The sequence below is a fragment of the Pseudoponticoccus marisrubri genome (assembly GCF_001482405.1).
In the GTDB taxonomy this organism is placed as follows: domain Bacteria; phylum Pseudomonadota; class Alphaproteobacteria; order Rhodobacterales; family Rhodobacteraceae; genus Pseudoponticoccus; species Pseudoponticoccus marisrubri.
Map to the genome: position 1 here is coordinate 1 of NZ_LPXO01000029.1, position 11,755 is coordinate 11,755.

The window sequence follows — 11,755 nt, forward strand, 5'->3', positions numbered from 1 at the left end:
GGACAACCCGCAAACCTTCGACCGAAACGACATCCTCAAACAAACAATCAACCCAATCAAACAACAAACAATAAACATCCTAAAACAAATCGGACCGGAGACGTAAAAAGGGCCGGCCATGGATCCCATGGCCGGCCCCCTGCCCTGTCGGGCTGTCTTACTCGTAGCGCAGCTCGGTCGCCTTGCCGCGGAAGATCACGTAGGCCAGCACCGAGTAGCCCAGGATCACCGGCACCACGAAACAGGCGCCCACGAGGATGATCATCAGGCTTTCGGGCGCGGCGGCGGCTTCGTAGATGGTCAGCTGCTCGGGCACCACGAAGGGGTAGAAGCTGTAGGCGAGCCCCACATAGGCCAGCGCAAAGAGCACGCTGGAGGCCGCGAAGGGCAGCCAGTTGTGCCGGTCCCCGGCAAAGGGCATGCGCCGCAGCATGATCCAGATCGCCGCGATCAGCGCCGCGGACAGCAGCGGCAGCGGGGCCAGCCACAGGATCTCGGGGAAGCTGAACCACTTGGCGAGGATCCGGTCACTGACCAGCGGCGTGGTCAGCGATACCGCCGCGATGCCCGAGACGACGCCCCAGAGGCTGAGCCGCGCCCAGCCCAGCGCCTTGGCCTGAAGCGGGCCGGTGGTCTTGTGCACCAGCCAGGTCGCGCCGATGAAGCTGTAGCCCACCGCCAGGAAGATCCCCGTCAGCGCGGCGAAGAAATAGGTGTCCTGCGTGCGCACCAGCCCCATGATGTAGAGGCCCAACATGAAGCCCTGCGCCAGCGCCGTGGTCAGCGAGCCGACAAAGAACAGCCGGTTCCACAGCGCCTTGTGCCGGTCCCGCGCCTTGGCGCGAAACTCGAAGGCGACACCGCGCAGGATCAGCCCGATCAGCATGGCGAAGACCGGCAGGTAGAGCTGCGACAGGATCATGCCATGCGCCATGGGAAAGGCGACCAGCAGCAGGCCCACGGCCAGCACCAGCCAGGTCTCGTTGGCGTCCCAGAACGGCCCGATCGAGCCGATCATCCGGTCCTGCTCCCCCCGGTCGGCCAGGGGGAACAGGATACCGACGCCAAGGTCGAACCCGTCGAGCACGACATAGACCAGGATCGACAGGCCCATGAGAGAGGCGAACGCCCAGGGCAGCCAGTCGGCGGGGTTGGAGAAATCGGGAAACATGATGTCACTCCGCAGGTGTCAGGGCGGCGACTTGCGCCTTGCCCGAATGGGACATGCTGTCGGCCCCGGCGTCCCGGCCCCGCGCGGCCTTGCGCGCGAGGTAGGCGATCACGCCGACATAGGCGATCAGCAGCGTGGCGTAGACGGCGAGATAGGCGATCAGCGTGCCCATCACCATCGGCGCCGGCACCTCGGCCACGGCCATCTCGGTGGTCATGACCCCCTGGACCAGCCAGGGCTGGCGGCCGATCTCGGTCGTGTACCAACCGGCGAGCGTCGCCACCCAGCCCGAGAAGGCCATCGGCACCAGCGCCCAGAGCAGCGGCTTGGGCAGGCCCTCGACCGCCAGCTTGTGGCCCGCGACGCGGCCTTCGTGGCGGTCCCGGCGCAGCCACATGTAGGCCAGCGCGGTCCAGCTGAGCGCGAGCATCGCCATGCCGGTGCCCACCATTACGCGGAAGGACCAGAAGACCTGCATCACCGGCGGGTGCTGCGGGGTGCCGTCCTCGGCCACGAAATCGTTCAGGCCGGGCACCACGCCCTCGGGCTTGTGCTTGAGAATGACCGAGGCGCCGCTGGGCACGCCGATCTCGAAGCGGTTCTCGCGCGCCTCCTCGTCGGGCAGCGCGAAGAGCAGCAGCGGCACGTTGGGCCCGGTCTCCCAGTTGCCCTCCATGGCGGCAACCTTCTGCGGCTGGTATTCCAGCGTGTTCAGCCCGTGCATGTCACCCATGTAGATCTGCACCGGGATCAGCAGCGCGGCGATGGTCACGCCGGTCTTGAGCATGGCGCGCACCTCGCGCGAGCGTTCGCCCAGGATCCAGCGGAAGGCCGAGACGCCGGCCACGAGGAAGGCCACCGTCAGGAACGACGCCAGCATCATGTGCGCGAAGCGGTAGGGCATCGAGGGGTTGAAGATGATGTCCCACCAGCTGGTGGCAAAGGCCACGCCATCGACGATCTCGTAGCCCTGCGGCGTGTGCATCCAGCTGTTCAGCACGATGATCCAGAAGGTCGACAGCGTGGTGCCGAAAGCGACCAGCGCGGTGGCGGTGATGTGCAGCCATCCCGGCACGCGCGAGAAGCCGAACAGCATGATGCCGACAAAGGCCGCTTCGAGGAAGAAGGCGGTCAGCACCTCGTAGGCCAGCAGCGGCCCGGCGATGTTGCCCACCGTTTCCATGAAGCCCGGCCAGTTGGTGCCGAACTGGAACGACATGGTGATGCCCGAGACCACGCCCATGGCAAAGCTGAGGGCGAAGATCTTCACCCAGAACCGGTAGGCCGCCATCCATTTCTCGTCCGCGGTCCAGGCGAACCGCAGGCGGAAGAACAGCAGCACCCAGCCCAGCGCGATGGTGATCGTCGGGAACAGGATGTGGAACGATATGTTGGCCGCAAACTGGATGCGGCTCAGAAGGAGTGTGTCTAGCGCTTCCATTGTGTCATGTCCTTGTCATTGCTTGCCGGGGGACGGGACATAGCTGCCCACCCGGTCGATGAGTCCCGCGATCCGGCTGCCATAGGTCATCAGCTTGACCAGCCGCTCGGTCTCGAGCCGGGACATCTCGTCGTAGAACTCGGTCATCATCTCGATCATCTCGCGCAGCTCGGAGATGCGCGCCTCGGAATAGTCGTCGCCCGCAGGGCCCTGCATCTCGAGCGCCCGGAGCTTGGACAGCGTGGGATCGATCTCGCGTTTCTTGCGTTCGTCGATCAGGATGCGGACGATCTCCCACAGGTCGTCGGGCGTGGTGAAATGGTCCTTGCGGTCGCCGGGGACGTGTTTCATCCGGACGAGCCGCCAGGCCTGCAGCTCCTTCAGCCCCATCGAGGTGTTGGAGCGGCTGATGCCCAGCGCCTCGGTGATCTGCTCGGCGTTGAGCGGATCGGCGGAGAGGAACAGCAGGGCATAGATCTGCCCCACCGTCCGGTTGATGCCCCACCGGCTGCCCATCTCGCCGAAATGCAGGACGAACTCCTGGTGGAGCGGTGACATCTTCATGCGTCTGACCCTGCCTTTCGAGGTTTTCAGTAATTTCTGAAAAAGAAGTAAGCCCGTGCCCCGGAAGGTCAAAACACTGCGTCAATTCGCACAGGTGGGGGCCGCACACTGATTATCCGGGTGTGCGCCGGCACGAAAAAAGGGCCGGAGCATCTGCTCCGGCCCGGCCTGTGCTGCCCGTCTGTGGGGTGCCGCGCGGATGCGCGGCACGCGCCCGTCAGTTCAGCAGGTCCTCGTAAAGCCAAGTGGCGCGGCGGTGGGCCGAGCGGTCGCGCCCGGCCGATTGGTCGCTGCGGCGCAGATCCAGCGCGCCGGCCTGCGCCAGGCGCGGGTGCTGGTCGCTGTCGGCGCCCTCGGCGTCGCGGCGGAACAGGCGTTGCAGGTCACTCGGGAACAGCTTGCTGGACATGTCGGGGCCTCCGTTCGGGCTTTGTGTCTGATAAAGGACCACGCCGCCCGGTGGGGCGGCGCGGCAGGCAGTGTCAGCTCTCGGTGGCGAGCCGTTCTTCGATGCCGTCACGCGACAGCGCAGATTTGGGCGCGTCGCTGTCCTTGAGCTTCTGCAGGCCGCGGATGCTCAGGTAGGGGATGATGAGGCCGAGGCTGAGGGTGCCGAAAGTGAGAATTCCAAGTCCGATTTCCATGACGTGCTCCTCTGCGTTGATCTGACAGGGATACGCGTGCGGGCCGGCTTCGGATCACTCCCGGCCGAAAAAAATCTTGTTTTGCAATGGCATACGATTGTATGCGCGTGGCGGTGGCGGGAATTGTCCTGCCGGGACGGTCAGTTGACGATGACGATCACCGCCAGCCAGAAGACCAGCATCCCCACCCAGCCGAACTGCGCCGCGACCAGCCCCAGCACGAAAAGCAGCGCGAAGACACCGAGGGTGATCGCCGCCTGCTGCTGCACGGGCCGGGCCCGGATCGCGTCGTTGATCTCGCGGATCGAGCGCCAGCGGCACACCCCGGCGATCAGGGCCACCGCGGCGGTCCGGCACAGGGTCCCGATGCGAGGCACAAGCCGTTTGAGTGTCGCCGCCATGATCGTCGTCCACCTGTCATCTGGTCGAAAACCTGTATGCAGATGAACACTATGGATGAATTTCGGGCATTGCAATCACGGGGCGCGACATGTCGCAGCCGCGCTCCGCGGCGGGGTCAGAGCATTCCCGACAGGCGCAGCAGGACGAAGCCCGCCGCCACGATATGGCCCAGCGTGAGGGCCACGGACAGCCCGTGCAGCAGCTTGAACCGGCCGCCCTGCCCCGCATCGGTGGCCGCGTTGATCGCCGGCATCAGCACCTGCCGCGCAAAGACCGTCGTGGCCGCGATGGCCAGCAGGATCCAGCCCGACAGCGGGTCGGCCACGAAGGCCAGCGCGCCGGCCACCGCCGCGCTGCCCAGCACGAACAGGTAGAAATGCGGGAAGGCGCGGCGGATCAGCGGGCCCGCCGTCTCGGCCGGCAGCGCGGTAAAGACGAAAGCGGCGAAACCGAAGGCATAAAGCGTCGTGCCCCCGAAGAGCAGCGCGGTGGTCAGCAGCGCGATCCCGGTCATGCGACCCCCTCCGGCTTGTGCGCGACGCCCATGTAGATCACCGCGCGGGTGGGCACCGGGCCGAAGGTGAAATCGCCGCGCCGGTTGATGCCGCGCGGCCCCAGCCCCTTGGTCGGCCCCGGCCGCAGCCCCGCCGTCTCCAAAGCCGCACGCAGCTCCTCGGGCTTGATGAACAACTCCGGGTCATGCGTGCCCTTGGGCAACAGGCCCAGCAGATCCTCGGCCACGGTGATGGCGCCCAGGCGCGAGACGGGGTTGCGGTTGATCGTGTCATACAGGAACACCCCGCCCGGCCGCAGCACGCGCGCCACCTCGGCCAGCACCCGGCGCAGGTCCGAGACATGTTCCAGCACGTCGACGCAAACCACCATGTCGAAACTTGCGTCGTCGTAGGGCAGATCCTCGCCCACGCCCACGTCGTAGCGGATCGTCTGCCCGACCTCTTGCGCCCGGGCACGGCCCGCGGCGATCGCCGCCTCGGCCGGGTCGATCCCGGTGACGCGGGCGCCGCGGGTGGTCAGCGCTTCGGCCATGAACCCGCCGGCACAGCCAAGGTCCAGCACCTCGGCGCCCTCCCAGCTCACGTGGTGGTCGAACCAGGCCAGCCGGCCCGGCACGAGGTTCTTCAGCGTGCGCACCCAGCGGATCTCGTCCGACCACCACTGCGCGGCATGGGTGTTGTAGATCTCAAGGTCGTTGCGGGCTGTGTCAGGCATCTTTCCGCCTCTTTCTGAAGGTGGGAACGGCGTAGGGGACGCGGGCGCGATAGGCCTCGAACCGCGCGCCGTAACGGGCGGCAAAGCGGCGCTCCTTGAGGCGGGGCGCGGCCAGGCAATAGGCCGTCAGGGTCATTGCCAGCGCCAGCTGGTCGGGCGTCCAGACCGGCACGGTCCAAAGCGTCAGGGCAAAGGCCACGTAGATCGGCTGCCGGATGATGCGGAACAGCCCCGTGGTCGGCATGTCGGGAAAGCGCGGTCGGATGTCCTGCATCAGCGACATCCATCCCAGCGCGCCGGACTGCACCTCGGCCCCGGCATCATAGCTGGCCTTGATCAGCATAAGCCAGGCCAGCGCATAGGCGACCGACACGGCGGCCAGAGCCGCGCCCTCGGCCCGCCACCAGATGATGCCGCTGGGCGTCCAGAGCGCAAAAAGCGCCAGCAATTGCAGCGAGGCGATGATCGCGTAGGTCGTGGTGGCCAGCGTGCCGCCATGTCGCCCCGGCACCAGCCGCGTCAGCATCCGGCCCCCGCGCCGCGTCAGCAGCGCCGAATGCACCAGCGGGAATTGCAGCACCAGCGCCGCATTGACCAGCGCCGCCCAAGGCCAGGGCACGGCGCCCAGGCTGCGGCTCATCCCGAAATACATGGCCAGGATCATGGCCAGCACCGCCGCGGCAAAGATGGCATGCACCGTCACGCCGAAGGCCAGCGCGAGCGCGATCCGCCCCCGCCCCGGCGGCGGGCGCAGCGCGCCAAGGGCCAGCCCGATCAGGCGGCCCGCCGGCGTGTCGCCCGAGAGGTTCATTTGCCTTGCGGGCAGCTGTTGGCGGGCTTGGCCCCCAGCGCCGCGGCGATCCGCGACAGCAGCGGCCGCACCGGCAGGAAGGCGCGATAGGCCAGTTCCAGCACCGTGGGCATGCCCGGCAGCCCCGCAATCCGGGCGGCCCAACGCCAGCGCGGCAGCACCTCCCAGATCGCCACGAAGGCGCGCGCCCCCGACAGCAGCCGCCCGTCAGGCAGGCGCACGTGGAACCGGCGCATGGCATCGCGGGGCGTCAGGTCCGGCCCCGGATTAGTGCCCGGTTGCGAGACATCGACGAAGCTCAGCCGGTCACCGCCCGGCTGCCCGGCATAATGTCCGATCTCTGCGGTGCAGAGCGGGCAGGACCCGTCGTAATAGACCACAGGGCCGTTCTCCGTCCCAGCCATCTCCGTGTCTTGCGTTGCCTGTGTCATGCAGCCCTCCATGTGGTTGCGTCAGAGGGGTAACTGGCGCAATCGCGCCGCGCAGCAACGCCCCGGGCTGCGCAACTTTGTCGCTCGCCCCCCTGTCGGGCCGCACAGGCCCCGCGCAGGCCTCTTCTCTTGGCGGGGGCGCGGCCGGGTGCCATAAGGGCGGGATGGACACACGTGTATGCCGGCTCTACGCCGAGGGGGACATCCGCATCGAAACCGAGACCGTGGCCGATCCCGGCCCGGGCGAGGTGCTGGTCGCGGTTGCGGCGGGGGGCATCTGCGGATCGGACCTGCATTACTACCGCCATGGCGGCTTCGGCCCGATCCGGGTGCGCGAGCCGATCATCCTCGGCCATGAAGCCGCCGGCCGGGTCGTGGCCACCGGGCCCGATGTCACCACGCTGAACCCGGGCATGGCGGTCGCCATCAATCCCAGCCGGCCCTGCGGCACGTGCCGCTATTGCGCCGAGGGGATGCCGACCCATTGCCTCGACATGCAGTTTCGCGGCTCGGCCATGCGGATGCCGCATGTGCAGGGGCTGTTCCGCGAGCGCATCGTGGTCGAGGCCGGACAATGCGTTCCGGTGCCCGACGGGGTGGATATCGGCGCCGCTGCCTGCTCCGAGCCGCTGGCCGTCTGCCTGCATGCGCGCAACATGGCCGGCCCGCTCGCCGGCAAGCGGGTTCTGATCACCGGCGCGGGCCCGATCGGCGTGCTGTGCGCCGCGGTCGCCCGCGATGCCGGTGCAGAGGAGATCGTGGTGACCGACCTGCAGGATGCCGCGCTGGACACCGCCCGCGCCATGGGCGCGACCCGCACGCTGAACGTCGCGCGCGACGGGGACGCCATGGCCGCCTATGGCGCCGAGAAAGGGCATTTCCACGTGGCCTTCGAATGTTCGGCTGCCGCGCCCGCGCAGCACGCCGCCATCGCCGCCCTGCGCCCGCAAGGCGCGCTGGTCCAGTTGGGCATCGCGGGCGACCTGCCACTGCCCGTCAACGTGGTGGTCGGCAAGGAGATCCGCGTCCAGGGCAGCTTCCGCTTCCACGCGGAATTCGCCGAGGCCGTCTCGGCCATCGCCGAAGGCCGGATCGATGTGCGCCCGATGATCTCGGCCCGCTTCCCGCTGGAGCGCGCGCGCGAGGCCTTCGAGATGGCCGGCGACCGCAGCCGCGCCGTCAAGGTGCATCTGGGCTTCGAGAGCGCCTTGTGACCGCGCCGCCCGGGCTGCAGATCGCCTGCGTCGAGGCGCCCGATCCCGGTGTGGCCCGGCTGCTCGCGGCGCATCACGCGCATATGCGCGACCTCTCCCCGGAAGAGAGCTGCCACGTCATGACCGACAGTGCCCTGCGCGCCAGCGGCGCCCGCATCTTCGTCCTGCGCGACAGTCAGGGCGCGTCCGTGGCGGTCGGCGCGCTGAAACCGCTGGATGCGGAGATGGTGGAGCTGAAATCCATGCATGTGGCAGCCGATAGGCGCGGCGCGGGGCTCGGCCGTTGCCTGCTCGACCACCTGCTGCAAGCCGCCCGAACGTCCGGCGCGACCTCTGCTTGGCTCGAGACCGGCACCACCCCGGCCTTCGCCGCCGCACGCCGCCTCTACACGGCCGCCGGCTTCACCCCCTGCCCGCCCTTCGGCCCCTACCACCCCCACCCGATGAGCCTCTTCATGACGCGAGAGCTCTAGAGCGGGCCTGCCCGCCCTTGCCCCTTGCCTCGCCCCCGCAAAGACGGCAAAACCGTGCCCAGCGGTCCCTTAGCTCAACTGGATAGAGCAGCTGACTTCTAATCAGCAGGTTGGGGGTTCGAGTCCTCCAGGGATCGCCACTGAATTTGTAAATTTGCCAAGGGAGCATATGAGTGCGCGAAATCGCGTTTTTCGTGCGCACCCATGTCAAGGGAGTTCTCGATATTTCGCGAAAATTCCTGAAGCTCTCTTGTTTTTATGAGTTTTTACCAACTTCCGCTTGCGAGCGGAATTTTGGTTAGTGGTACGACGATCTAACCCTTGCAAATCGGATCGACGGACGGTGGCTACTGGAGAGCGGCGATCGCTTCTTCACGCAAGAAGTTTGCCCCGAAATCCCGATCGTCCTGAGAGAAGCGCGCGACTCGGGATGCCTCAAGCAGGCTCTTTAGCGTGTTGCGATGGTGCCCCGTCTCATTGGACAGGGTGGTCAGCGTCACGAAACGGCCGTGGAAAGAAGCGATTTCTTCCTCAGAAAGCCAGTATTGCTGGCGCCCTGTCTTGGGGTTCTTCTGTCGGATAGCCGAAACATGGCCCGCTTCGATCAGTGCGATGAAGCCCCCATGATCGCGCAGCCCCACGGAGCGACCGAATTTTGCGGCGCTCATGAGCCTGGGCGGCGGTGTTTTGGCGAGATCCTCAACTTTTTAGCTTGAATCCTTGCGTAAAGAAGCGCGAAGGCAATCGACTTCGGATTTTTTACCAAAAGACTATGGAGGCCGGGGATCCCGGCCCGCTTTCCGAGGGTCAGCTGTTTGTCGTGAATTGCCTTGACCTGGTCTGGTAGGCTCACCCGTGTCCGCCTGCGGGCGAGCAGAAGCGTTTCCCAAGAGTCGTCAACTTCGCTGACCAGCTCTGCCTGCGCGGAGAGGTCCTCAACGAACTGGATACCATCGGAAATTCGCCAGGGGTTCTTGACCTTGACAACCAGAGTGCGCGGTAACAGAAGGCCTTCTTCTTCGAACGCTGCCAACTCCATTCTGGTGGCGCCGATGGCCTGCCGCATGGCAATTGGTGCGACGAGGGTCGGGATTTTATTCAAGAGATCGGCATATTTTCGGGCATCAAACAAGCGGCGGCGAGCGGGCCGGTCATCATCGACCGGAAATGCCCGAGCCTCGACCAAGAAATGGTTGATGGCCTCAGTCCCGATGCCTGTGTCCTGTGATGCTGTGGTAAGCGAATGTAGGCGCAGCTCTTCGACAACCTCGCCCAACAGTTCTTTGCCTGCGGCGACGGGCCAATGGTCGAGTATCACGTCCCGTAGAAGACGCCTGTAGGGAGCGAACACTTCTTCCTCAAGATAATCATTGACCACCCCCCCCCGCTGGTCCCTCGCTCATGACGAGAGTCTGCGGGTTTGATTTTGGTAGTGGTCGGTTTCGGGCTTGGCAAGTGCGGCAGGCGCGGAGCCCTCAAGTAGCTCAAGCGCCTGCCGCGCTTGCTTTGGCGTTCTGTTCCCCAGCGAAGAGTGCGGCCTGACGTTGTTGAAATCGTAGCGCCAAAGCGCCAGCTTGCGGCGGGCATCGTCGAGGGTATCGAACAGCTCTTCATTGAGAAGCTCGTCCCGCAGGCTGCCGTTGAATGACTCGATGAAGGCATTCTGCTGCGGTTTTCCTGGGTCGATGTAATGCCAATCCACGCCGTTCCTGTCGGCCCATTTCAGGATTGCCCGGCTGGTGAACTCCTTGCCATAGCACGTCGGGAACAGGAGCTGTCTCAAGGTTATGGCCACGCGCGCAGCCCCCAAATAGCGTAGCGCGTGGCCATAACCGGGTCTTAGGTCTCAACAGTGGTTTTGCACAACCACACCGCTGAGGAGACCGGCTATGACCGCCACCGATACTAACGCTTCGACCCTGTTGGTCGCCATCGACATTTTCAAGCACCGCCACGACGTGCTGATCGGCGTTCCTGGCAAGACGCGCCGCCGCCCATTGACGATAATGAACACGCTGGAAGCGCTTTCAGCGCTTGGTCTCCGCCCTCGCCAGCTACGACCTGCCGGTGCGGATCGGGTTTGAGGCGACCGGGAACTATCATCGCCCGCTGGCGCATCACCTCGGACAGGCCGGCTTAGAGCTGAAGCTGGTTTCCTCGGTCGCTCTGGCCCGGACGCGTGAGGCCCTGCATGACAGCTGGGACAAGAACGATCCCAAGGACGCCCAGGTCATCCTGCACATGCTGGAGATCGGCGCCGTCCAGTTCTTTCATGATCCCCTGGCGGTCGGGACGGCGGACATCCAGGAGCTGTCTAAGACGCACGAGATCGTCTCACCTTCGACGACCGAGCTCTGGCACCGCATCCTGACCCATTACCTTCCGCTCTACTTCCCCGAGGCCGAACGATTTCATCGAAGCTCGCGAACCGACTGGTTCCTGGCCTTCCTCGAGAAATATCCGACACCGACGATGATCACGACCATGCCCCGGGACGCCTTCATCATTGATGCTTGGCAGGTGGTGGGCAGGAAAGTCTCAAAGGAGCGTCTGCTGTCAGATGTTTACGCCACCGCGGCCGCCTCCGTCGGGCTGCCGATCCATGCGGATTCTGATGCTGTCCGCATGTTCCGCTTCGTTCTCGCGGAGGGGCGTAGCTTGGTCCGCCAGCGCAACGAGATCGAAGTCCGGGCGGTCGATCTGCTCTCCGATCTGCCCGACTATCAGCTTCTGACGACCATTCCCGGCATCGGCCCGATCAGCGCCATGACCATCCTGGCCGAGGCCGGCGACCTGCGTCGGTTCCGCCATCATCGCCAGTTCCTGAAGGTCTGCGGCATGGACCTTGCCACCGAGCAGTCCGGCATGTTCCGCGGTCAGAGCCGGATCTCGAAATACGGCAATGCCCGGTTGCGCCGCACGCTGTGGATGGCTGGTCAGACTGCGGTACTGAAGCGGACCAACAGCTTCCGCGACACGTTCGAGCGCTACATCTCGAAGGATCGACACAACGCCCATCTGCGCCGCAAAGCCTACACCGCGATCGCGGCCAAGATGGCGCGCACCGTACACGCCGTGGTCATGCACGGCGAACCCGATCGCCCCTTCTTCGAAGGAGTGAGCCCAGGCGGAAGGACCTCTCTCTGACATGAGCCGTGGAGGCAGCTCGCTGACCTCGTAGATAATGTTCGGGCCTTCTGCTTGCGATCTGGAATCTCGTATTGAGGACGGTGAGGGCCGCCATCGCGCGTCCCCTGTGTTTGCCATGGAAGAGACCATTTCTTGACGGCAGAGCCCGTCTGGGCAACCTAACAGGGTATCCGGGATACCGGACGCCCCATGACCTGCTGACCCAAGCGGCCAGAATTTCCCGA

The 11,755-nt window shown here is 65.5% G+C and carries 14 protein-coding genes, 1 tRNA gene and 2 pseudogenes; 4 read left to right on the top strand and 13 right to left on the bottom strand.

Features of this window, described 5'->3' with window-relative positions; translation table 11 throughout:
* Nucleotides 1-157 precede the first annotated feature (157 nt).
* The 10 genes from AVJ23_RS21550 to AVJ23_RS21590 form a co-directional block, all read right to left on the bottom strand.
* Nucleotides 158-1,171: a cytochrome d ubiquinol oxidase subunit II gene (locus AVJ23_RS21550; RefSeq protein ID WP_058864304.1), complete on the bottom strand. Its 1,014-nt coding sequence runs from the start codon at nucleotides 1,169-1,171 to the stop codon at nucleotides 158-160.
* Nucleotides 1,172-1,175: 4 nt separating this feature from the next.
* Nucleotides 1,176-2,612 (bottom strand): cytochrome ubiquinol oxidase subunit I, encoded by a 1,437-nt coding sequence (locus tag AVJ23_RS21555; protein WP_058864305.1) that lies wholly within the window; start codon nucleotides 2,610-2,612, stop codon nucleotides 1,176-1,178.
* A 15-nt stretch (nucleotides 2,613-2,627) separates the two neighbouring features.
* Nucleotides 2,628-3,170, bottom strand: coding sequence for a GbsR/MarR family transcriptional regulator (locus AVJ23_RS21560; protein ID WP_240484769.1), 543 nt, complete (start codon nucleotides 3,168-3,170; stop codon nucleotides 2,628-2,630).
* A gap of 223 nt (nucleotides 3,171-3,393) precedes the next feature.
* A complete protein-coding gene (locus tag AVJ23_RS21565; RefSeq protein WP_058864307.1) occupies nucleotides 3,394-3,585 on the bottom strand; it encodes a hypothetical protein in 192 nt (63 codons plus the stop codon).
* Nucleotides 3,586-3,658: 73 nt separating this feature from the next.
* On the bottom strand, nucleotides 3,659-3,820 hold the full coding sequence (locus AVJ23_RS22995) for a hypothetical protein (protein ID WP_157772758.1): 162 nt from the start codon (nucleotides 3,818-3,820) through the stop codon (nucleotides 3,659-3,661).
* Between the two features lie 140 nt (nucleotides 3,821-3,960).
* On the bottom strand, nucleotides 3,961-4,221 hold the full coding sequence (locus AVJ23_RS21570; protein ID WP_058864308.1) for a hypothetical protein: 261 nt from the start codon (nucleotides 4,219-4,221) through the stop codon (nucleotides 3,961-3,963).
* Between the two features lie 116 nt (nucleotides 4,222-4,337).
* A complete protein-coding gene (locus tag AVJ23_RS21575; RefSeq protein ID WP_058864309.1) occupies nucleotides 4,338-4,736 on the bottom strand; it encodes a DUF4149 domain-containing protein in 399 nt (132 codons plus the stop codon).
* The gene (ubiG, locus tag AVJ23_RS21580) at nucleotides 4,733-5,452 is read right to left on the bottom strand and encodes a bifunctional 2-polyprenyl-6-hydroxyphenol methylase/3-demethylubiquinol 3-O-methyltransferase UbiG (protein WP_058864310.1); all 720 of its coding nucleotides are present in this window, start codon (nucleotides 5,450-5,452) and stop codon (nucleotides 4,733-4,735) included. The genes AVJ23_RS21575 and ubiG overlap by 4 nt, the downstream gene beginning before the upstream one ends.
* Nucleotides 5,445-6,263 carry a methyltransferase family protein gene (locus tag AVJ23_RS21585; RefSeq protein ID WP_058864311.1) on the bottom strand — a complete coding sequence of 273 codons (819 nt, stop codon included), beginning with the start codon at nucleotides 6,261-6,263 and terminating at the stop codon, nucleotides 5,445-5,447. The genes ubiG and AVJ23_RS21585 overlap by 8 nt, the downstream gene beginning before the upstream one ends.
* On the bottom strand, nucleotides 6,260-6,667 hold the full coding sequence (locus AVJ23_RS21590) for a thiol-disulfide oxidoreductase DCC family protein (RefSeq protein WP_205626903.1): 408 nt from the start codon (nucleotides 6,665-6,667) through the stop codon (nucleotides 6,260-6,262). Before AVJ23_RS21590 ends, AVJ23_RS21585 begins: the two co-directional genes overlap by 4 nt.
* Before the next feature lie 191 nt (nucleotides 6,668-6,858).
* On the opposite strand from AVJ23_RS21590, the gene AVJ23_RS21595 reads away from it, so the two are divergent.
* The 3 genes from AVJ23_RS21595 (at nucleotide 6,859) to AVJ23_RS21605 (ending at nucleotide 8,521) form a co-directional block, all read left to right on the top strand.
* Nucleotides 6,859-7,908, top strand: a complete 1,050-nt coding sequence (locus tag AVJ23_RS21595; RefSeq protein ID WP_058864313.1) for an L-idonate 5-dehydrogenase — start codon at nucleotides 6,859-6,861, stop codon at nucleotides 7,906-7,908.
* On the top strand, nucleotides 7,905-8,381 hold the full coding sequence (locus tag AVJ23_RS21600; protein ID WP_084794869.1) for a GNAT family N-acetyltransferase: 477 nt from the start codon (nucleotides 7,905-7,907) through the stop codon (nucleotides 8,379-8,381). The genes AVJ23_RS21595 and AVJ23_RS21600 overlap by 4 nt, the downstream gene beginning before the upstream one ends.
* Nucleotides 8,382-8,444: 63 nt before the next feature.
* Nucleotides 8,445-8,521: transfer RNA gene (locus AVJ23_RS21605), tRNA-Arg, on the top strand.
* Between the two features lie 207 nt (nucleotides 8,522-8,728).
* Here AVJ23_RS21605 and AVJ23_RS21610 read toward each other — a convergent pair.
* From AVJ23_RS21610 to AVJ23_RS21620, 3 genes and pseudogenes are all read right to left on the bottom strand, one after another.
* Nucleotides 8,729-9,049, bottom strand: coding sequence for a hypothetical protein (locus tag AVJ23_RS21610; protein WP_058864314.1), 321 nt, complete (start codon nucleotides 9,047-9,049; stop codon nucleotides 8,729-8,731).
* Entirely contained in the window at nucleotides 9,046-9,759 is a 714-nt protein-coding gene (locus tag AVJ23_RS21615; RefSeq protein WP_157772759.1) for a hypothetical protein, read from the bottom strand. The genes AVJ23_RS21610 and AVJ23_RS21615 overlap by 4 nt, the downstream gene beginning before the upstream one ends.
* 21 nt (nucleotides 9,760-9,780) lie before the next feature.
* Nucleotides 9,781-10,191 (bottom strand): annotated as a pseudogene (locus AVJ23_RS21620) (integrase core domain-containing protein); the annotation flags it as partial.
* A 79-nt stretch (nucleotides 10,192-10,270) separates the two neighbouring features.
* Between AVJ23_RS21620 and AVJ23_RS21625 the strand changes: the two are divergent.
* A pseudogene (locus AVJ23_RS21625) lies at nucleotides 10,271-11,528 on the top strand (IS110 family RNA-guided transposase).
* The last annotated feature ends 227 nt before the right edge of the window (nucleotides 11,529-11,755 follow it).

What these genes read in the sequence shown, in the direction of transcription:
- AVJ23_RS21550 (WP_058864304.1), bottom strand. Translation starts at nt 1,171, where the DNA reads ATGTTTCCCGATTTCTCCAACCCCGCCGACTGGCTGCCCTGGGCGTTC.
- AVJ23_RS21555 (WP_058864305.1), bottom strand. Translation starts at nt 2,612, where the DNA reads ATGGAAGCGCTAGACACACTCCTTCTGAGCCGCATCCAGTTTGCGGCC.
- AVJ23_RS21560 (WP_240484769.1), bottom strand. Translation starts at nt 3,170, where the DNA reads ATGTCACCGCTCCACCAGGAGTTCGTCCTGCATTTCGGCGAGATGGGC.
- AVJ23_RS21565 (WP_058864307.1), bottom strand. Translation starts at nt 3,585, where the DNA reads ATGTCCAGCAAGCTGTTCCCGAGTGACCTGCAACGCCTGTTCCGCCGC.
- AVJ23_RS22995 (WP_157772758.1), bottom strand. Translation starts at nt 3,820, where the DNA reads ATGGAAATCGGACTTGGAATTCTCACTTTCGGCACCCTCAGCCTCGGC.
- AVJ23_RS21570 (WP_058864308.1), bottom strand. Translation starts at nt 4,221, where the DNA reads ATGGCGGCGACACTCAAACGGCTTGTGCCTCGCATCGGGACCCTGTGC.
- AVJ23_RS21575 (WP_058864309.1), bottom strand. Translation starts at nt 4,736, where the DNA reads ATGACCGGGATCGCGCTGCTGACCACCGCGCTGCTCTTCGGGGGCACG.
- ubiG (WP_058864310.1), bottom strand. Translation starts at nt 5,452, where the DNA reads ATGCCTGACACAGCCCGCAACGACCTTGAGATCTACAACACCCATGCC.
- AVJ23_RS21585 (WP_058864311.1), bottom strand. Translation starts at nt 6,263, where the DNA reads ATGAACCTCTCGGGCGACACGCCGGCGGGCCGCCTGATCGGGCTGGCC.
- AVJ23_RS21590 (WP_205626903.1), bottom strand. Translation starts at nt 6,667, where the DNA reads ATGGCTGGGACGGAGAACGGCCCTGTGGTCTATTACGACGGGTCCTGC.
- AVJ23_RS21595 (WP_058864313.1), top strand. Translation starts at nt 6,859, where the DNA reads ATGGACACACGTGTATGCCGGCTCTACGCCGAGGGGGACATCCGCATC.
- AVJ23_RS21610 (WP_058864314.1), bottom strand. Translation starts at nt 9,049, where the DNA reads ATGAGCGCCGCAAAATTCGGTCGCTCCGTGGGGCTGCGCGATCATGGG.